We start from the raw sequence: 20500 nt of genomic DNA on the forward strand, positions 1-20500 counted from the left end.
TTTTATATCTTTCCTTATGGCAGAATTTTATTTTCTGCTTCTTTATTAATTTTTTATTAATCATTAATGACAGAACGCTCCCAATCATTTTTATCGGATTTAGTCTGAAAGAGTCTGTGTTGATAGACAAAAATAAAAACTGCCTCAAAAAGAGGCAGTTTCGTTTTTATATTTTTAGAATAATCTTAGTGATTATCATATTTTCTATCCATTACAAAATCTTCCATGAATTTTGTAGTATAGTTTCCTGCAAGATAATCTTCATTATCCATCAGTTGTCTATGGAAAGGAATGGTAGTTTTTACTCCTTCAATATAGAATTCCTCAAGAGCACGTTTCATTTTAGCAATAGCTTCTTCACGGGTTTGAGCCGTAGTGATAAGCTTAGCAATCATAGAGTCGTAGTTAGAAGGGATTGTATATCCTGAATATACGTGAGTATCTACTCTGATTCCGTGTCCGCCAGGAATGTTTAATCCTGTGATTTTTCCCGGAGATGGTCTGAAGTCTGCGTAAGGATCTTCTGCGTTGATTCTACACTCAATTGAGTGTAATTTAGGGTAATAATTGATTCCTGAAATAGGAGTTCCCGCAGCAAGAAGAATTTGTTCTCTGATCAGGTCATAATCAATTACCTGTTCTGTAATAGGGTGCTCTACCTGGATTCTTGTATTCATTTCCATGAAATAGAAATTTCTGTGCTTGTCTACAAGGAATTCGATAGTTCCTACACCTTCGTATCCAATAAATTCAGCAGCTTTTACAGCAGCGTCACCCATTTTCTCACGAAGTTCATCTGTCATAAAAGGAGAAGGTGTTTCTTCCGTTAATTTCTGATTTCTTCTCTGTACAGAACAGTCTCTTTCAGAAAGGTGGCAGGCTTTACCGAATTGGTCACCGGCAACCTGAATTTCGATGTGTCTAGGTTCTTCAATCAGTTTTTCCATATACATACCTCCGTTTCCGAAGGCAGCTACAGCTTCCTGAATTGCAGATTCCCAATGGTCTTTAAGGTCTTCAGCTTTCCAAACAGCTCTCATCCCTTTTCCACCACCACCGGCAGTTGCTTTGATCATTACAGGATATCCTGTTTCTTCAGCTACTTTTACAGCGTGCTCGTAAGATTCGATCAATCCGTCAGAACCTGGTACACATGGTACACCTGCAGCTTTCATGGTAGCTTTAGCATTCGCTTTATCTCCCATTTTTTCAATCTGTTCAGGAGAAGCACCAATAAATTTGATGCCGTTCTTTTGACAGATTCTTGAGAAGTTAGCGTTTTCGGATAAGAATCCGTAACCTGGGTGAATGGCGTCAGCATTGGTAATTTCCGCAGCAGCAATAATGTTAGGGATTTTAAGATAGGAGTCTTTACTCATTGCAGGGCCAATACATACCGCTTCATCAGCAAATCTTACGTGAAGACTGTCTTTATCAGCAGTAGAGTATACTGCAACGGTTTTGATCCCCATTTCTTTACAAGTACGTAAAATACGCATTGCAATTTCGCCACGATTGGCTATTAATATTTTTTTGAACATCTCCGAAATTTTAAATTATAAATTTTGAATTTTAAATTATTTTAAATGAAAAAGATTCATCTAAAATTTATAATCTTTAATCTAAAATTCCTTAAGATGGATCTACCAAGAATAAAGGTTGGTCATACTCTACAGGAGTAGCATCGTCAACTAAGATTTTAACTATTTTTCCGCTGATTTCAGATTCAATCTGGTTGAATAGCTTCATAGCTTCAATAACGCAAACTACTTTACCAACAGAAACTTCGTCACCTACATTTACAAATACATCTTTATCAGGAGATGGCTTTCTATAGAAAGTACCGATCATTGGAGATTTAATCGTTACATATTTGCTGTCATCAGATGCAGCTTCAGCTTTCTCAGCAGCAGGAGCAGCAGGAGTTGCAGCAGGTGCCGGAGCCGCTACAGCTTGTGGTGCAGTGTGGTATACTGCAGGCTGTGCATATACAGCGTCGCTTCCAGCTAATGGAGTTTTAATAGTGATTTCGAAATCTTTAGTCTTGTATTTTACTTCTGAAACTTCAGCTTTAGATACAAACTTAATAAGATTTTGTATGTCTTTAATGTCCATAAATTTGATATTTGATTTTGGGTCAAAGATACCAAAAAAACGTAAAAAACAACAAAAAACCGCCAAATTTTATCAAAATTGGGCGGTTTTTGTATTAAAACGAGGCTTTTTCAATGAAAAGCAACTCTTAGTTTTCTTCAGTAGCAGCTACTTCTTTTTCCAATACTACTTTACCTCTGTAGTAAAGTTTTCCTTCATGCCAGTGAGCTCTGTGGTATAGGTGAAGCTCTCCTGTTGTTGCATCTTTAGCTAATTGAGGAACTACAGCTTTGTAGTGAGTTCTTCTCTTATCTCTTCTTGTGGACGACTGTCTTCTCTTTGGATGTGCCATTTTCTAATAACTTTTTTAATTGATGAGCGATGAGATTCATCATCTCATCATATTTAAATTATTCTATTTAATTATTGTCTCTTAACTTTCTTAAAGCATCCCATCTAGGATCACTTTCATGTTCTTCCTCTTCTGTTTCCTCAATCTCTTTCGGACTGAACTGGTCTAGAATTTCAAGATCTTCATCACTTACATTCGGTGAAACTTTTTTCATAGGGATAGAAAGCATTACATTTTCATAAATCAAATGTGCTACATTGAAAGCATGCTCTGCAGTAGGAATGGTAATAACATCTTCATTGCTGTCATCATATTCTTCCCCGAAATTCACTAAAATCTTGATTTCATTCTCAATAGGATAGTCAAAATCTTCATTTGTAATATCACAAACCAACTCAACCAATCCATTAATTTTAATCTCAAATTCTAAAAAAGTAGTGTGTTTATCAAGTGATACATTCACTTCTATTCTAGGATTTGTAAATTCCTGCTCAGTGTCAAATAATTGAAAGAACGTTTTATCTATCTCAAACTTGAACTCGTGTTTTCCGTTTTTTAGTCCGGAAAAGCTTACGTCATAGTTTCTTAACTTGTCCATAAAATGAGTGTGCAAAAATATGCATTTTTTTTATAATAACAAATAAAATCTGAAACAAATTAATTTAAAATTTGTTTTAAAGATTTATCCTTCAGTTTCCTCCGGTAGATCCTCATCTATTCCGTTGTCTACAACCATTTTTCTAGGCTGCATGCGGTCGTTCATAAGTTCACTGTATTCACTTCTGTTCTTGAAAATTTTAATTGCAGTGAATATTGCTTCCGTAAAACTCTGCTCATCAGCAATATTTTTTCCTGCAATATCATAAGCAACGCCGTGATCCGGAGAAGTTCTGATAAAAGGAAGTCCTGCTGTATAGTTTACACCTTCTTCATATGCTAATGTTTTGAAAGGTGCTAATCCCTGGTCGTGATACATTGCTAAAACCGCATCGAAATTTTTGTATTTGCCTGGCTGGAAGAAGCTGTCTGCCGGGAAAGGACCGAATGCCAATGTTCCGTTGTCAGAAAGTTCTTTAATTGCCGGGCTGATGATTTCAATTTCTTCATTTCCAATAACACCGCCATCTCCGGCATGAGGATTTAATCCCAGTACAGCAATTTTAGGCTTTTGAATACAGAAGTCTTCTATAAGTGTTTGGTTCAGAACTCTGATCTGTTTCTTTATTTTTTCCTTGGAAATATTTTCAGCTACCTGTGCAATTGGAATATGGTGTGTGGATACAGCTACTTTAAGATCTTCAGTTACAAGGAACATCAATCCCTTTTTGCTGAATTTCTCTTCAAAGTATCCTGTATGTCCGGCATGTTTAAAGCCCATTTTCACCATTTCATCTTTGTTGATTGGAGCGGTTACCAAAACATCAATCTCTCCTTTCATCAAAGCTTCAGTTGCGGCTTCCAAAGAGTCAATAGCCATTTTGGTAGACTCTTCTGTAGGAACTCCCAGTTCTACATTAACGTTTTCCTTCGTCAGGTTAAGCATGTTAAGTTTCCCTGCCTGAGCCTGTGAAGCTTCATTAATATAGTTGAAATTAAGATTCAGCTTAAAAATGTTTTTCTGATAAGTGAATAATTTTCCCGAACCAAAAATTACAGGAGTGAAAAAATCTGTAATGGTTTTGTCTTTCAGAGACTTCATAATGATCTCCGGGCCTATGCCGTTGAAATCACCGATTGAAATTCCTACTCGTACTTTATGGTTTTTTGGGCTCATTTTGATTATCTTTGAAGATTATAATTTACAAATTTAGCAAAAAATAATATGTTCACAGGAATTATTGAAGCAGTTGGTGTTATTGAGAGGATTGAAGAAAAAGGAAGCAATATAGATTTTACCTTGACATGCCCCTTTACAAACGAATTAAAAATAGACCAGAGTCTTGCACATAACGGCTGCTGCCTTACAGTTGTTGAAATAAAAGACAATCAATATGTAGTAACCGCCATCAACGAAACATTGGAAAAAACCAATCTTGGAAAATGGGAATTGGGAACCGTGGTGAATCTGGAACGCTGTATGAAGATGGATGGAAGGCTGGATGGACATATCGTTCAGGGACATGTTGATAAAACAGGTGAAATAGTGGGGATTGAAAACAAAGACGGAAGTTATTTCATTACAATGAAATATGCTCATGACGGGAATTTTGTAACGGTGCCTCAGGGATCAATCACGGTAAACGGAATCAGTCTTACGGTGGCAAAAAGTGAAGATGCTCAGTTTTCTGTAGCCATTATTCCTTATACATGGGAATTTACCAATATGAAACATTTAAAAATTGGTGACAAAGTGAACCTGGAATTTGATATCATTGGTAAGTATATTGCTAGGTTAATTAAAAAGTAGAATGTCGATTAATAAGTATAAAGGATATAGCTTAAGGAACCGTGTGTTTTTCGGTTTCCTGCTGGTATGTTTTTTAAGTGTTGTGGCTACGTCGCTTGTACCTTATTTTGTACTGAGAAATCACTCTCTGCAGCAAAGTAATATTGATATGCAGGATAAGACGAATGCTGTAATGAGATATCTGGATTACGCGGTAAGCCAGACGCTTATTGAAACAAAAGATCTTCCGGAGGTTTTGGGGAATAAAATCTTCGAAATAGCGGATATCAACCAGCATGACATTTTTATTTACGATCTGAAAGGGGATTATTTACTTTCCAATAAAGATGAAGCTTTAGTTGAGCAGAAAACCATTCCTATAGAAATCATCAATAAGATTCTGTCTACCGATGCAAGAGTAGATATGGTTAATTATGATGCTGCTAAAGATGCAAAACTTACTTCTTCATATCTTTTGTTGAAAAATAATGAGCTTGAACCTATCGGAATTGTCTATATTCCTTTATATCATAATGAATCTGCCTACCTGGAGGTTCTTCATCAATATGTAAAATACATTCTTTTAGTCGATATATTTCTTATTCTGTTTAGTATCTGGATTAGCTGGGTGACATCTAACAGTCTTGCGAAGACAATCACAAAATTCTCTGATATGATTACCCGTATTACATTATTTGAAAATGAAATGCGTCCTATCAGATATTATAAAAATGATGAGCTTAATGCTTTGGCGAGAGCTTATAACAGAATGATTCTGCAGATCCAGGATCAGAAAGAAAGACTTAGATTCAAAGCATCTGAAGAAGCCTGGAGAGAAATGGCCAAGCAGGTTGCCCATGAGGTGAAAAACCCATTGACTCCGATGAAATTGACGATTCAGAATTTTGAAAGAAAATTTGATCCCGAAGATCCGAATATCAGAGAAAGGGTAAAACAAATGAGTAAAACAATTGTGGATCAGATAGACCTTATTGCAACGGTAGCTTCAGCTTTCTCAGAATTTGCGAAACTCCCTGAAAAAAATAATGAGGTGATCAATCTGAATACAGAGGTTGAGGATATTCTCCGTGTCTTCAATGATGATAGTATCTTTATGCATGCCAATAAGAGCAATATTATGATCAATATGGATAGAATTTATCTTTCCAGGATTATAACCAATCTTGTTACCAATGCAAAACAGGCAGAAAGTGATGAAAGAAAACTGATCATCAATGTAGATGTGGAACAGCACCAGAGAAGAGTGATTATTTCTGTTCAGGATAACGGAATAGGAATTCCTGAAAACATGTATGAAAGAATCTTTGAACCGAATTTTACTTCTAAGAGCAGTGGAATGGGACTAGGCTTATCCATGGTAAGAAAAATGATTGAAGATTATAAAGGAGAGATCTCGGTGAAATCCGAAGTAGGAAAGGGGTCAACGTTCATTATTACACTGCCTACCAATTTATAGTGAAACCTTTTACATTTAAGCAATTTAAAATTGAACAGTCTAAAGACGTCTTCCGTGTAGGAACAGACGGTGTTCTGCTTGGTGCGTTGGCTAATGTTCGCAATGCTTCCCATGTTTTGGAAGTAGGAACGGGAACAGGGCTGATCTCCTTAATGCTGGCGCAAAGAAATCCACAGGCTCATTTTTTAGGGTTGGATATTAACGGAGATGCAGCAGCGCTTACTCAACTTAATTTTGGAAACACACCTTTTCATACAAGGCTGAAAAACAGGCATCAGGATTTTAAAACTTTCGAGACAGAAGAACGGTTTGATCTTATCGTTTCCAATCCTCCTTACTTTGAAGAATCGGGATCGGAGAAGGATAAGATTGCCCGTCAAACGGTGGAATTAAACTTTATCCAGTTAATATCCAAGGCGTCTAAGCTTTTGTCTGAAGGTGGAATTTTTTCCGTAATTATTCCTGTTGAAGCAGGAGATGTTTTTATTTCAATTGGAAAAGAAAACGGACTGTTTCTGAACCGTAGGGTAAATATCAAAGGAATTGAGAATTCAAAAGCTAAAAGACTGATTCTTGAGTTCTCATTACAAGAAAAAGAAATCAATGAATCTGACTTTATTATAGAAAAAAGTCCGAGACAATACTCGGACCAATATCTTGAACTCACTAAAGAGTTTCATGTTTTTAAATAGAGAAGTTAGAATTTAGTAATTTCTGACTTTTTAATCGTTTAAATTCTTATTCAAACAATTCTGCTGTATCCAATACAGATACTTTTCCATCTTCACATCTGATAGCTTCACCAGGGAAGTTTTGAATCATGTGGTAATCGTGTGTTGCCATTACTACTGCTGCGCCGTTTTCAAGGGCTACCTGTTTCAATAGTGTCATAATTTCGTTGGAAGTTTCTGGATCCAGGTTTCCTGTAGGTTCATCCGCTAAGATAAGATCAGGGTGGTTAAGAAGGGCTCTTGCGATGGCAATACGCTGCTGTTCACCTCCGGAAAGCTCGTGTGGCATTTTGTGCTTTTTGCTTTTCATGTTCACGCTTCCCAAAACCTCATTGATGCGGTCTTCTATTTTTACTTTGTCATTCCAGCCTGTTGCTTCAAGAACGAATTTTAAGTTTTTTTCAACCGTTCTGTCAGAAAGTAACTGGAAATCCTGGAATACGATTCCTAATTTTCTTCTTAAGTTAGGGATATCAGACGGTTTTAGCTTTGCCAGGTCAAATCCTACAACAGCTCCGTGTCCTGATGCTAATGGAATGTGTCCGTAAAGCGTTTTCAGAAGGGAACTTTTTCCGGAACCTGTTTTTCCGATAAGATAGCAGAATCTACCTTTTTTAATGTTAAGATTTACATCAGAAAGTACAGTGAAGTTTTTTTGCGCAATCTTTGCGTTTTGTAAACTTATAATATTGTCTCCGGAGATATTTGTATGTGGCATAATTTAATTTTAAAGGCTGTTTCTAACAAAAATATTTCAACTTTTAAAAATAGAAAAAGATGTTGATGTAGCCTAAATTTTAGTAAATTTTAACAACAAAAAATGCCTGAAAAGGAACTTCTCAAGCATGTTTTGTATATGATAATAAAAAGATTATCTCTTAGCGCGTGCAGCACTTACAGTTAAACTCTTTCTGCCTTTAGCTCTTCTCGCAGCCAAAACTCTTCTTCCATTTGGCGTAGACATTCTTTCTCTGAAACCGTGTTTGTTTCTTCTTTTTCTTTCTGATGGCTGGAATGTTCTTTTACTCATTACTATATGTTTAAATCGTAATTAATCTATTAATTTTCAGGTTGCAAAGATATATAAATTTTTATAAGTTACAAACTTTAATTATTTTTTTTTGAAATTAAATGCAATGTTTTTTTATTGAACAATGGCAAACCCCTGATAAGAATACCATTTCTCTGTGCAAAAATAATATTTAAATGATTTATATAAAAGCTCTATCTTTGAAAACTTTAATTTTAACGAAAATAAACACCCGATGTTTACACCAGCAGAACTTTTAGATATCAATACATTACTTACTCAAGAGAGCAAAATAGTTATCCTTACCCACTACAACCCGGATGGAGATGCTATTGGTTCAAGTTTGGGATTGAAACATTATCTGAAAGCAAAAGGAATTCATGCAGAAGTTATTGTGCCTAATGATTTTCCAAAATTTCTGAAATGGATGCCGGAGTCTAAAAAAGTTATTATTGCAGAATATAAAAGAAAGCTGGCATCTGATATGATTGCAGGAGCAGATGTTATTTTCTGTCTGGATTTTAATTCTCCATCACGAATTGGATTATTAGGAGACTGGCTGGTGAAAGCTCAGGGTAAGAAAATTCTTATTGACCACCATCAACAGCCTGAAAAATTTGATTTTGTTTATTCCGATACCGTAATTCCGGCAACTTCACAGATGATCTATCATTTCATTGAAGCAATGAATGATGAAAAGCTGGTGAATCAGGATATGGCGGAATGTCTTTATACCGGAATCATGACTGATACTGGAGGTTTCCGTTTTCGTTCTACCAGTGCCACTACCCACAGAATTATTGCCAACCTGATCGAAAACGGTGCAGATCCGGCGATGATCACATCCAATACCTGGGATACCAACACAGTTTCCCGTCTGCATTTGCTTGCTTTGGTTCTGGGAAGAATAGAAGTGGTGAACGATGGAACGGTAGCAGTATTAAGCCTTACAAGAAACGAATTGAAAGAATTAGGTTTCCAGAAAGGAGATACGGAAGGTTTTGTCAACTATGGTTTAAGTATTGGCGGTGTAAAAATGTCAGCATTTTTCATGGAAGACCTGTACGAGGACTTTGTTAAAATTTCATTCAGAAGTAAAGATGATGTGGATGTAAACCAGTTCTCAAGAAAATATTTCAATGGAGGCGGGCACATCAATGCAGCCGGAGGAAAGTCTTTAGACTCTTTATCCGGAACTATAGAAACTTTCAAAAATAAAGTAAAAGAGGAAGGCTTGTAACAAGTAAAAAGTAAAGCCCTGATTTGATAAACTTCCGTGACTTTCAAACTCACAAAGCTTTACGAAATCCTTTTTCTTCAAGTTCCTGACAGGTATATTCATACACCTGCTGAAACATTTCATCCATATATCGTTTGTTGAAAAGGCTGTATTTCGTCATCTTAGGCGGATCTAAAAAAATATTACAATATTTTGCCTTAGAATACACAGATTTTGCAATGGCTAAGTGAAGGATTCTGTCAAATTCTTTCATCAGACTCATTTTCCTTAATTCATCATAGCTGATTGAGTTGACGTGGGAGGCAATAAGGAAGTTGCATTTATCCATAATGGGTTCAATGGGAAGGTTATCCAGGACACCACCGTCGACATAAATTTTCTCACCTATCCTTACCGGAGGAAGAATAAAAGGAACACTGGAAGATGCCAGCAATGGGCCGAAAAGCTCTCCTTCAGAAAAGAAATCTACAATACCATGGGTCATTTCAGTCGCAGCTACATACATGGGGATTTCCAGAATATTGAAGTTATCTTGCGGGAAATAATCTTTGAACAGTTTTAAAATGAAATTGGAGCTGAAGATTCCGTTTTTTGATAACTTTAAAGCTGATCGGGAAAAAAAAGAAGTCTGGCGTACAATTTCCATCATCTCATCCGGTGTTTTTCCGAAAGAATAAAAAGCACCAATAATAGAGCCTGCACTGGTTCCGGAGATAATGTGCGGTTTCAGATTGTATTCTTCCAAAGCTTTCAGTACGGCAATATGGGCAATCCCACGCATTCCTCCGCCTGAAAGTGTAAGCCCGATAACCGGTGGTGCCGGTGGTTTCTTTTTTTTGAATGAGAATAAAGCCATTACGAATATTATTCTCTACTAATATACAGGATTTTTTTATTAAACAAGACTTTAATCTGTCATGAAAAATGAGGTTATAAAACCAGTTTTTTAGGAAGGTTATGAAGAAGTTCTGTATTGATGATTTCGGCGCAGATACCAGGTTTTTCCCAATGCCCGTTGTGCCCGCAGTCCAGAATATAAGATTTGATATTTGTCCTGTCCGGAAGATGTTTGATCATCATATCGGTTTTTACAGCGTTGTCATGCTTACCGGCCAATACTAAGATTTTTGCATCCAGGCTTTCCAGAACATGCTTTTTGTCAGTTCTTTCTACCATACCTTTTACACAGGCAAGAGCTCCCAGATTGTTGGTAGATAGGGCGGTTTCAAGAGCAGTTTCAATTTTTCCTTCCAGTATATCTCTTTCATTTGGATTGAATAAATTGGGTACTCCGGCTCTTGCATAATGGGCAAATGCATCTTTTATAATTCTGTAGCTTTTGATGCGCTGTTGTTTTTTCTCTTCATCATCCGGAAAATAGGTAGAGAAAAATAATGTTAAGCTTTTCAAAGAGTTATGATATTTTTCTGCAAAAGCAAGAGACGTATATCCTCCCATCGAATGTCCCAAAAGGTGAATTTTTTCTAAGTGCTGATGGTCTAAAACTTTTTTTACTTCTTCGGCCATCAGTTCCATGGTGTGAACTTCCCCAAGAGTTTCAGACTGTCCGTGGCCGGGAAGGTCAATTTTGAGCAGTGAGAAATCTTTGGAAAGATGATGCTCCATATCGCTCCAGATGGATAGGTTTTCCATAAATCCGTGAAGAAGTACCAATGTTTCTTTTCCGTTTCCTTTTCTTTCAAAGTTCAGCATGATTCCAAAATTATAGAAGGTTAAAAATAATACAGCCGGTTACGTACTGAAGATTCGTTTCTCCTTTCAAATTTAAACAAAAAAGAGCATTTTTAAAATGCTCTTCGTCTTTTATTGAGTTAATTCCTTGTAAACCTTTGTTTCCCAGGGTTTGATATCGGTTACACCATATCTTTCCTTTTTAGATATTGCAAGGTTGTCCAGCATATCCACAAAATTCTTATAATTGGCTTCATCCGTTGGCTTTACAATAACGGTGAATTTGTCGGGTGCCGGTGCTTTCTTATAAGCTTCGGCAATGATTTTTGAAATTTTTATTCCACTAAAATCAGTTTCTTTAAGATTCCCTGTATTCAAGTCTTTCTGGTTGCTCTGATGATAAAATACACGGTTATCTTTCCCGAGGATAAATGTAACCTGATTTTGATCCCCGATTACATGATCAGTCGGAAGAGTATTGGGATCTTTTGCCGGTAATCCTAAATCCATTACGTTAGGTTTTGTAAAATTGGTTGTGAACATAAAGAAAGTGATCAATAGGAATCCCAGATCTACCATAGGAGTCATATCTACTCTGATCATTTTTTTCTTTTGTTTGCTGCCTTGTTTTTCTTGTGCAATTACTTCTGCCATGATTAAAAATTTTTAAATGTTAAACGGTGTTTGTTGAAGAATTCTTACAAAACACATGCCTTGTTTGGTTAATAATCAATAGATTCATGAATCTATTGATTGTTTTTATGCGAATTTTAAATATTTCTGTCTCTTTTAATCTATTTGATTTAAAAATGATAACCATGATATTGTTGGTTTGCTGATTGTTGAATTTTCAGGATAATCTTTGTATGAAGACTTACACAAAAAAACTCACACGATAAAGTGCGAGTTTTTAAATCATAAAAAATGTTTCTAAATAATAAATAATTTAAATGTTTGTAGATAAATACATTATTTGCTGACTGTTATTTTCTTTGAGAGGATGATTCCGTCTTTGTTTTTTACCTGTACAATGTAGATCCCTTCTGAGAATGTAGAAGTGTTGATCTTAATTTTTTCTTCGTTATATTTTTGAGAGAATAGTTTTCGCCCGGACATGTCCGTAATGCTGATAGTAGTTTCTTTGGGAAGATGATCCACATAAAAGAAATCTTTTGCCGGATTAGGGTAGAGGTTAGGTTGATTCATTTTTTGACTTTCTGAGATTCCGAGTTGTTCCGGGCTTAGTTTGACTACCCAGGCATCAATTGAACCATGATGTCCTGTAATATCTCCACTTGTAGATAGGGTATTTCCTGAAACAATATAGCCATTATCACTGGTTAGCTCAATAGAACTAAAGTATTCAACGCTTGGACCTCCTAAGGTTTTTTCCCATTTTAGATTTCCATTACTGTCCAGTTTTAGGATCCAGTAATCCAGATCACCATGATTTCCGGTTACCTGTCCATTGTTCGAAGCTGTCCAGCCCCCAACAATATAGTCCCATTCAGGAGTTTGACGTATTGTTATGGCGTTATCGTGAGCACCTCCGCCCAGATATTTATCCCATTGAATACCTCCGGTATTATTTAACTTTACTACCCAATAATCAGGAAGACCATTTTCAATATTGGAAGGATCATAAGAAGTACCCACCACAATATAGCCGCCATCGAAAGTCTGTTGTGCAGAATATCCCATATTATCTCCAATATTACCCAATGTTTTTTGCCATTGCATATTTCCGGAACTATCAAGTTTTACAACCCAATAATCATAGTTTCCATAGCTTACGGTAATGTGCCCGTCTGTAGAAATGGTATTTCCAGCAATAATATATCCTCCATCAAAAGTTTGCTGAACAGAAGACGCCTGATCACTGTCACTTCCTCCCAATGACTTCTGCCATTGTATATTTCCGGAGTTATCCAATTTTACTACCCAATAATCCTGTTCTCCCTGGTTTCCGCTGACATCACCATCATTAGAATTGGAGATTCCGGCTACAATATATCCTCCTTCGGCAGTCTGCTGAATGGATTGAGCTTCATCAACATTACTTCCTCCTAAAGATTTCTGCCATTGTATATTTCCATTGGCATCCATTTTTATTATCCAGAAATCAAAATTCCCATGGTTTATTGTAGTATCTCCGTCACTGGATTTGGAAGATCCGGCTGCAATGTATCCTCCGTCTGTAGTCTGCCGGATAGATTTGATTGCATCATGATTACTTCCCCCAAGCGCTTTCTGCCACTGTATATTTCCATTGCTACTCATTTTTACCACCCATCCATCTCCTTCACCATGATTTCCGCTAACATCTCCGTCGTTGGATGATGAAGTTCCGGCCATAATGTACCCCCCATCAGAAGTTTGCTGCGTGGAATAAGCGGTCTCACTTTGGCTTCCTCCCAATGCTTTCTGCCATTCTATAGAAGGTGCGGTCTGAGCCGAGAATATGGAAAAAGTAAAAAATAAAAGAGTAGATGTTAAATGTCTCATATGTATTTGAATTGGTGATAGTTATTCAAATATAATTAAAATTCCATTTCTTTTAGTATTTTATGGTGTACACAATTCATTTAAAATAAAAAACTCACACGATAAAGTGTGAGTTTTTAGATGATATGTAAATAATTTATTTATTCTTTTTATAGAAATTCACTCCGCATTCAAGGAATTTTTTAAAATCCTCTTTTGGCATATATCCTGAAACGGGAGTGTTGATTACTTTTCCGTCCGGAGTGATTAAAACATAGTGAGGTTGCGAGTTATTATTAAAATTAACCTGTTGGAACAAGCTCCATCTGTCACCGATTGTTTTTACCTTTTTGATTTGGCCTTCACCAAGGTCAATTTTAGTTTTTTGATCCTCTGGAAGCTCTTCTTTGTCGTCCACATACAAAGATGCTAATACTACATCATTCTGAAGGATCGGTAAAATGTCCGGTTCGCTCCATACAAACTCCTCCATTTTTCTACAGTTTTCACAACCGTATCCGGTGAAGTCAATAAGGATGGGTTTATCCTCTTTTTTAGCAAGTTCTATTGCTTTAAAGAAGTCGTGTTCCGGATGCATTCCTAAAATTCCGTCTTTTTCATCATGAAAATAGCTTACATTAAGTGGAGGTAAAATTCCGCTTAAAAGCTGAAGTTTCGGACGGTCAGATGGTATTAATCCCTGGATTAAGTAGATTACAAAACCAATTCCCAATACCCCTAATATCTTTCTTGTAATGGAGATTTTAGGTTTTTTATCATCATGCGGAAATCTGATGAATCCTAATAAATATAATGCTAATCCTAATGCAACAATAATCCAGATTGCGATGAAAAGTTCTCTTTTTAAGAAGAATGTTTTAGAAACAAGATCTGCTTTAGATAAGAATTTCAAGGCTAAAGCCAGTTCCACAAATCCTAAAACCACTTTTACTGTATTCATCCATCCTCCGGATTTCGGAAGACTTTGTAATGCTTGCGGGAATAAAGCCAATAGTCCGAAAACGATTGCCCACGCAAGACCGAATCCTGCCAATGCAAATGTCAGTAACATCGGAACGTTAGTAGAACCCGTTACTGCACTTCCCAGTAAACTTCCTAAAATAGGTCCTGTACAAGAGAAAGAAACAATAACCAATGTCAATGCCATGAAGAAAATACCGATAAGTCCTCCTGCTTCTTCTGCTTTAGAAGATTTATTGGCAATTGAACTTGGTAAAGTGATATCATAATACCCGAAGAAACTTCCGGCAAAGAAAATAAATATGATAAAGAATGCAATATTCAGCCATACGCTGGTAGAAATCTCATTGAAGATATTGCCTGCAATTCCGTCGATAACGTGGAAAGGAATACTTAATAAAACGAAGATAAGAAGGATGAAAAACCCATAAATAAGAGCATCTCTCTTTCCTTTTGCCTTATTCTTGCTGCCTTTCGTAAAGAATGAAACCGTCAGTGGAATCATTGGGAAAACGCAAGGTGTAAGCAAAGCGATTAGCCCGCCAATAAATCCTAGGAATAAATAAGTCCAGTAATTTTCATCTACTTTAGCAGAAGCTGTACCGCAGTCTGTCAATGGTTTTTTGAAATCTATGCTTTTAATTTTCAGCTGCTTAGGATCCAGTGTTGAGGTTTCTGTAATTGTAGCTTCTGTTTTTGAAGGATTTTCAGTAACCGTTTCAATTGTTTTTACTGAATCTTTTACCGCAGCTGCAGTTTCTTCAGTAGCCACTGCTTCTTCCGTTGCCCCTTTTGGTGTAACTTTTTGATTGAATTCTAATGTATTGGGAGCCAGACAAACTCTGTCATCACAGGTCTGATATGTAATTTCAGAAGTGACATCCGCAGGCTTTGTAGGATCTTTTAATTTAAATTTCTGCTTAAATCCAGCTGAATTGGAGTAAAAAACAATTGTTCCCCCAAAAGCTTCAGAAAACTCTTCATGCTTTTTACCTACTTCGGTAAACTTCCCGATCAGTTCAATATTCTTTCCCGTAACTTTATACTCGGTAGGAATTCCGGTATCTTCCGGCAAGTCTTTTGAGTAAATATGCCATCCGCTTTCCATAGTAGCATTCAATACAGCTTCGTACTGATTGTTTCCAAGGTCGTTGATGGTGAATTTAAACTTTACAGGATTTTTTATCTGCGCATTAATCCCTGTCGCTAAAAATAGTAGAATTAATAAAAACCAATTTCTAAATTTCATTGTTCATTTCATTAAAAATTTTGAGACTCCATTTTGTCTTCTCATTCTTTGCATATCTTCTATCCTGTCTGAAAGGGATAATCCCAAGTACAGAATAATTGCTGTCTGTCAGTATCCAGATTTTTTGCCTCGCTAAAATAGATAATTTTTCGTCCCTAAAAAACTTAGAAACTTTCTTTTTCCCGGAAAATCCTGATGGATAAAACTCGTCACCCTCTTTTTGTTTTCTCAAACGTAGTGGGAAATGAAGTTTTTCGGCATCAAAATCCCATTCAAATCCTTTATTGATTCCATCAATGCTTTCAATATAATCTACGAGATTGACGTTGATTTGGTTTTCGGAAAAATTAAAATGATCGATCAGTATTATTTCCTCTTTGATTTCTTGTTTATCATTTCTATCAATAAATATCAATTCATCACGATTGACAATCAACTGATATTTTTCTGAAAAAAAGGAACTGTTGTTTTCGGCCTTAAAAATTTTAGGAATTTCTTCCTCCTGGTTGAATCCGTATTTTTTTAAGATTTCAAATTTTACGAAATCACTTTCCTGGTACAGCTTTTCCTTTGATAAGATTTTATAGTCTGGGTTAAATACCGTAAGACGATTTTCTATCTCCTGAATCTGTTTCCGGACAAAATCTTTAGTTTGATTCAGATATAAAGAACTTTTTCTGAAGTTTTCCAGAAAGTTATCATTTGTATCCATCAGCACCGGAACAATCTCATTTCTAATCCTATTCCTCAGGTAATCATTTTTTTTATTAGAAAGATCTTCCCGGAATTCAATTGTGTTCTCCTCAGCAAACTGATAAATTTCTTTTTTTGAAAAATTTAGAAGCGGGCGGAGAATATCATTGTCATTTGATGGGATTCCACTCAATCCGTTGATGCCGGAGGCTTTGGAAAGGTTGATGATAAATGTTTCCAGCTGATCGTTCAGGTGATGAGCAGTAACCAGAAATTCCAGTTTTTCCTTTTCCTGGATTTCTTTAAAAAAAGTATACCGGAGTTCCCTCGCCCAAAGCTGAATAGAGTTTTCAGGTTTCCGGTCCTTTTCCGAAACTTCATACAAATGAAATTTTATATGATTTTTCTCACAAAAATCCTGCACCGTTTTCTGATCCAGATCAGAATCATTACCACGGAGTTTATAATTGATATGGGCAACCTGAAACTGGAATTTTGAACCTTTGATTTCGTGCCCTAAATCCCTGAACAAAGAGGCAAGAACCATAGAGTCTGCTCCTCCGCTTACCGCCAGAAGATACGTGTGATTTTCCGGTTCGTGAACGAGATTTTTTAATTGGCTGATAAAGCTTGATTTTTCCAACATAGATGTTGAGAATTTCTTTTATGCAAAGATAACCGATATAATTCAATTGAATTTTCCTAACTTTGAGTAGTCTAAAAATGATTATTTATGAAGATTTTAAAAATTGTAGCAGTTTCTGCAATGGCGCTGGGAATGACATCTTGTGTCAGCAAAAAGCAGTATGATGCTTTGAGCACAAACTATAAGCAGTGTATTGAAAATATCGGAGAAAGACAGAGAGAAATTCAGGATTTGAAATCTCAGAACTCTGCATTGACTGGTGAAAATAACTTGCTGAAAAGCCAGCATGATGCTTTAAAATCATCACTTGATGCATGTCTTTCCAACACCGGAAAAAGCTCTGCCAATATTGATAAATTGGTAGGTGAAATCAATGCTTCCAATTCTTATATCAAACAATTGATTTCTAACAACGCTAAGAATGACAGTTTGAATCTGGCATTGTCTAACAAGCTGAAAAGATCTTTAGATAATGTATCAGATCAGGATGTACAGGTGAAGGTATTGAAAGGAGTTGTAATGATCTCTCTTTCAGATAATATGTTGTACAAAACAGGGGATTACAATATTCTGCCTGCTGCTCAGGAAGTGTTAGGTAAAGTAGCTAAAGTAATCAATGATTATGATAAATATTCAGTGTTGATTGAAGGGAATACGGATAATGCTCCGTTGAACTCTCCAAATCTTCCAAGAGACAACTGGGATCTTTCTGCATTAAGAGGTACTTCTGTGGCTAAAGTTCTTCAGACCCAGTTTGGAGTAGATCCTGCAAGAATTACAGCAGGAGGTCGTTCTGAATACAACCCGAAAGCTACCAACATGAGCGTTTCAGGAAGAGGAGAAAACAGAAGAACGGAAATCATCATTATGCCTAAACTTGATGAGTTTATGAAACTGATGGATATCGCTCCTAAGAAATAATTACTCAACCATACATAATAATAAATCCCGAAGCAATTCGGGATTTATTGTTTTATGAGTTAATCTGTTTCGGAATATAATGGGCTGATATTTTTTTCTTTGAAAAGGGAACTGCTTTTTTAGCAGTTTGCTCAAAATAAAAATTGGTGATATTCCATACAATCATAATGGCTGAAAAGTAATATAAATTAAGAACGAGTGCAATTCCTATATGCATAGAAACCGTCAGGAAAAGCCATGTTTTCTGAGTTGGTTTGTACCAGATGAAAAACGGGTAGCATATCTCGATGATAATTGTACTCCATCCCATGAAACTTAGGATATAGGAATGTTCTATAAGCCAGCTGAAATCAAAATTCAGATCTCTGTTGGAATAAGGAAGATGAATGGCCTTCCAGATAGATTCGCCGTTCCACCAATTGAAACCTAAAGCTTTATCTAATCCGGAGAAAAAATAAGCAATAGATATATGAATCTGAAATAATCTTTTGACAGGAGTGATATTTATTTCCTGTGTTTTTTTACTAAAAATAAAATTCCTGAGGGAAAAAAAATGATCGGCGGGAAACAGGATCAGATAAAATAGTGACATGCTCGTGAAAAAATCTGCACCATAAGCAAAGAAAGAACTTCCCTTGAGTAAAGCAATCTGTAGTATAAGCAAAAGGAAAGCTGAAACTCTGGAATAAAAACCAGTAATGATCAAAATACACAAGGTAATAAATGATATTTTGGTTATCACAATCGTTGTGCTTTCTTCAATGCCAAAGCTTTGTAAAAAGCTGACGATTTTTGAGAAGGTAATCAGCCAGTCAGGAGTGAAAACACTCATAATATCCTGCGGGATGATACTGCTGCTTGAAAATAGTTTGTCAAAATCCGGCATGACTGCGAGAAACTGTAAAAGAATAATCGTTCCAATTGCAATCCGGAAGAAGCTCAGGAATTCTGTTTGATTATCCTGTCTGAAAAAGAAGTTTTCAGTTTTGGTATAGAGTACATTCAGCTTTTTCATCACTTTAATGTTTGAATTCATCAATAAGAATAAGATTTTCATTCGTTTTTCCCTGTCTGAAATCTGCAATAGAAGGGTAGTCGTACAAATAAAGCTTTGTAGTAACACTTGAGGCTTTTGGATTTTCTTTCATCACATGTTCTGCAATCTGTTTGATAATAATATCCAGATATTGATAATACTTGCGGTCATATGTGTTCTTGTTAGAAATTTTATCCAGAAACATATTAAAAACAGTAGTATATCTCACTCTGCTCTCCTTACTTTTAAAATAAGGCATGGCCTTTTGTTCCAGAATATTTCCCTTCTTATCTTTCAGTTCAAAGCTCATCACAAAATCACTGGCAACATTGGGAGCATAGAAGCCATAACCTGTATCAAAACCAGTATATGATGTAAATATATTGACTGGCTTTAATTGGGCAATATTTTCCGAAACTGTATAGGCCAGGGGCTTTTTATAGTTTCTGTTTTCATAATAAAAACCATAGTAGCCATCAAATGTTCCCTTCATACCAATTGTGAATACTATCAATAGAACAATAAAAATTCCGGATAACTGAAGCTTTTTTTTCATGACAAAAGATTTAAGAAAAGGCTGCCTTCAGAACAAAAACAGCCTTTTACGGTTATTTGTAGTTAACCAACACATTGTTAAGCTTGACATTGATTCGTGGATCAATGGCTGTGTTAACTTTGTAAGATTTTATGATCACATTGGTAAGATTCTTTCTTCCCATAGTTGGTGGACAGATCGTATATTCTTCAGCACCTCTTATAGTAAGTTTACCTAAAGAAGCGATATCTTTCTGGCTTAGTAGAGCAGCATTCGTCGCAACCTGATTGTTTTGAATGGCATAATAATCTGCTCCAAGTTCTTTGGCTCCGTATTTTTGAAGGATACCATCTACTTTAGCTCTTAGATCACCATATTTTTTCCAGTCAATATTGGCTTTCATCAGACATCCGCGGATGATATACTGTCTGTTGATTTTGTAAATAATAAAATTGGTACCCAAACTGCTCTGATGAAGTTTTTGTAGTCTTAGTAAACTCTTTATGTCTTCATCAGAAATTTTTTTGACATCTTTAAGGATGTAATTGTTGTCTACAATGTAATTGCCTTTTTCTTTATAAAAAGACATTTCCTGAGGCTTTAGCTGGGAAAATATTATAACAAGTCCCACTATTGCTCCAATTAAAAATAAAGTCTTTGTTTTCATGTGGATGTTTTAAAATATCCCTACTCTGTTTTAGGATTTTCGGGGGCCTCCTTTCTGTGAGTGTTTCATGGTTGAGAAACTTAGATCAAATGTAGAATTATGTAAGTGCTTAAGAATAAGTGTTTATCCTGTTTTTTTATAAGGACTTTAACCTGTTGCTATTGAAATATAAAGATTGGAAAGATGAGAATCGCAAAATAACAGGCTGTTTAAAGGTGATTCAGACTGTTTTGTGATGTTGATAGCACAGATCTATCGGATGAACTCAATAAAGTTCTTTTAAATT

The 20500-nt window shown here is 36.0% G+C and carries 21 protein-coding genes; 5 read left to right on the top strand and 16 right to left on the bottom strand.

What is annotated here, in order from left to right:
- Positions 1-185 precede the first annotated feature (185 nt).
- The 5 genes from accC to pdxA form a co-directional block, all read right to left on the bottom strand.
- Positions 186-1541 carry an acetyl-CoA carboxylase biotin carboxylase subunit gene (gene accC, locus OL225_RS20995; RefSeq protein WP_047373557.1) on the bottom strand — a complete coding sequence of 452 codons (1356 nt, stop codon included), beginning with the start codon at positions 1539-1541 and terminating at the stop codon, positions 186-188.
- A gap of 91 nt (positions 1542-1632) precedes the next feature.
- Positions 1633-2115, bottom strand: a complete 483-nt coding sequence (gene accB, locus OL225_RS21000) for an acetyl-CoA carboxylase biotin carboxyl carrier protein (protein ID WP_255812843.1) — start codon at positions 2113-2115, stop codon at positions 1633-1635.
- 127 nt (positions 2116-2242) lie between these two features.
- A complete protein-coding gene (gene rpmF / locus OL225_RS21005; RefSeq protein WP_002976251.1) occupies positions 2243-2446 on the bottom strand; it encodes a 50S ribosomal protein L32 in 204 nt (67 codons plus the stop codon).
- A gap of 67 nt (positions 2447-2513) precedes the next feature.
- Positions 2514-3044, bottom strand: a complete 531-nt coding sequence (locus OL225_RS21010) for a YceD family protein (RefSeq protein WP_047373555.1) — start codon at positions 3042-3044, stop codon at positions 2514-2516.
- Positions 3045-3128: 84 nt separating this feature from the next.
- Complete coding sequence (pdxA, locus tag OL225_RS21015; protein WP_047373554.1) at positions 3129-4220, bottom strand: 4-hydroxythreonine-4-phosphate dehydrogenase PdxA; 1092 nt, start codon at positions 4218-4220, stop codon at positions 3129-3131.
- Positions 4221-4268: 48 nt separating this feature from the next.
- On the opposite strand from pdxA, the gene OL225_RS21020 reads away from it, so the two are divergent.
- Genes OL225_RS21020 through OL225_RS21030 form a run of 3 tightly spaced genes read left to right on the top strand, consistent with a single transcriptional unit; the run spans position 4269 to position 7001 of the window.
- Positions 4269-4853, top strand: coding sequence for a riboflavin synthase (locus tag OL225_RS21020; protein WP_264519486.1), 585 nt, complete (start codon positions 4269-4271; stop codon positions 4851-4853).
- A gap of 1 nt (position 4854) precedes the next feature.
- Positions 4855-6309, top strand: a complete 1455-nt coding sequence (locus OL225_RS21025; protein ID WP_264519487.1) for a sensor histidine kinase — start codon at positions 4855-4857, stop codon at positions 6307-6309.
- Positions 6309-7001, top strand: a complete 693-nt coding sequence (locus OL225_RS21030) for a tRNA1(Val) (adenine(37)-N6)-methyltransferase (protein ID WP_264519488.1) — start codon at positions 6309-6311, stop codon at positions 6999-7001. The genes OL225_RS21025 and OL225_RS21030 overlap by 1 nt, the downstream gene beginning before the upstream one ends.
- A 46-nt stretch (positions 7002-7047) precedes the next feature.
- Here the strand turns inward: OL225_RS21030 and OL225_RS21035 are convergent, their stop codons facing one another.
- Entirely contained in the window at positions 7048-7758 is a 711-nt protein-coding gene (locus OL225_RS21035; RefSeq protein ID WP_047373550.1) for a cell division ATP-binding protein FtsE, read from the bottom strand.
- A 153-nt stretch (positions 7759-7911) separates the two neighbouring features.
- Positions 7912-8070, bottom strand: coding sequence for a 50S ribosomal protein L34 (gene rpmH / locus OL225_RS21040; protein ID WP_039365072.1), 159 nt, complete (start codon positions 8068-8070; stop codon positions 7912-7914).
- A 235-nt stretch (positions 8071-8305) separates the two neighbouring features.
- Between rpmH and OL225_RS21045 the strand changes: the two genes are divergently transcribed.
- Positions 8306-9310: a DHH family phosphoesterase gene (locus OL225_RS21045; protein WP_264519489.1), complete on the top strand. Its 1005-nt coding sequence runs from the start codon at positions 8306-8308 to the stop codon at positions 9308-9310.
- 49 nt (positions 9311-9359) lie between these two features.
- Here OL225_RS21045 and OL225_RS21050 read toward each other — a convergent pair whose 3' ends face one another.
- From OL225_RS21050 to tilS, 6 genes are all read right to left on the bottom strand, one after another.
- The gene (locus OL225_RS21050; protein WP_047373548.1) at positions 9360-10166 is read right to left on the bottom strand and encodes a patatin-like phospholipase family protein; all 807 of its coding nucleotides are present in this window, start codon (positions 10164-10166) and stop codon (positions 9360-9362) included.
- A gap of 74 nt (positions 10167-10240) precedes the next feature.
- Positions 10241-11023, bottom strand: coding sequence for an alpha/beta fold hydrolase (locus OL225_RS21055; RefSeq protein ID WP_264519490.1), 783 nt, complete (start codon positions 11021-11023; stop codon positions 10241-10243).
- Positions 11024-11134: 111 nt separating this feature from the next.
- Positions 11135-11656, bottom strand: a complete 522-nt coding sequence (locus OL225_RS21060) for a biopolymer transporter ExbD (RefSeq protein WP_047373546.1) — start codon at positions 11654-11656, stop codon at positions 11135-11137.
- A gap of 315 nt (positions 11657-11971) precedes the next feature.
- Positions 11972-13507, bottom strand: coding sequence for a T9SS type A sorting domain-containing protein (locus tag OL225_RS21065; RefSeq protein WP_264519491.1), 1536 nt, complete (start codon positions 13505-13507; stop codon positions 11972-11974).
- Positions 13508-13643: 136 nt separating this feature from the next.
- The gene (locus OL225_RS21070) at positions 13644-15716 is read right to left on the bottom strand and encodes a protein-disulfide reductase DsbD family protein (RefSeq protein WP_264519492.1); all 2073 of its coding nucleotides are present in this window, start codon (positions 15714-15716) and stop codon (positions 13644-13646) included.
- Positions 15706-17055: a tRNA lysidine(34) synthetase TilS gene (gene tilS, locus OL225_RS21075; protein ID WP_264519493.1), complete on the bottom strand. Its 1350-nt coding sequence runs from the start codon at positions 17053-17055 to the stop codon at positions 15706-15708. The genes OL225_RS21070 and tilS overlap by 11 nt, the downstream gene beginning before the upstream one ends.
- An 87-nt stretch (positions 17056-17142) precedes the next feature.
- On the opposite strand from tilS, the gene OL225_RS21080 reads away from it, so the two are divergent.
- Positions 17143-17976, top strand: coding sequence for an OmpA family protein (locus OL225_RS21080; RefSeq protein WP_047373543.1), 834 nt, complete (start codon positions 17143-17145; stop codon positions 17974-17976).
- A 52-nt stretch (positions 17977-18028) separates the two neighbouring features.
- On the opposite strand, the gene OL225_RS21085 is transcribed toward OL225_RS21080, so the two are convergent.
- The 3 genes from OL225_RS21085 to OL225_RS21095 are packed head-to-tail and all read right to left on the bottom strand — an operon-like array spanning position 18029 to position 20214.
- Positions 18029-19033, bottom strand: a complete 1005-nt coding sequence (locus tag OL225_RS21085) for an HTTM domain-containing protein (protein WP_264519494.1) — start codon at positions 19031-19033, stop codon at positions 18029-18031.
- Positions 18996-19568 carry a hypothetical protein gene (locus OL225_RS21090; protein ID WP_264519495.1) on the bottom strand — a complete coding sequence of 191 codons (573 nt, stop codon included), beginning with the start codon at positions 19566-19568 and terminating at the stop codon, positions 18996-18998. The genes OL225_RS21085 and OL225_RS21090 overlap by 38 nt, the downstream gene beginning before the upstream one ends.
- Before the next feature lie 52 nt (positions 19569-19620).
- A complete protein-coding gene (locus tag OL225_RS21095; protein WP_047373541.1) occupies positions 19621-20214 on the bottom strand; it encodes a hypothetical protein in 594 nt (197 codons plus the stop codon).
- Between the last annotated feature and the right edge of the window lie 286 nt (positions 20215-20500).

It is taken from the genome of Chryseobacterium viscerum (assembly GCF_025949665.1).
Classification (GTDB): Bacteria; Bacteroidota; Bacteroidia; order Flavobacteriales; family Weeksellaceae; genus Chryseobacterium; species Chryseobacterium viscerum_A.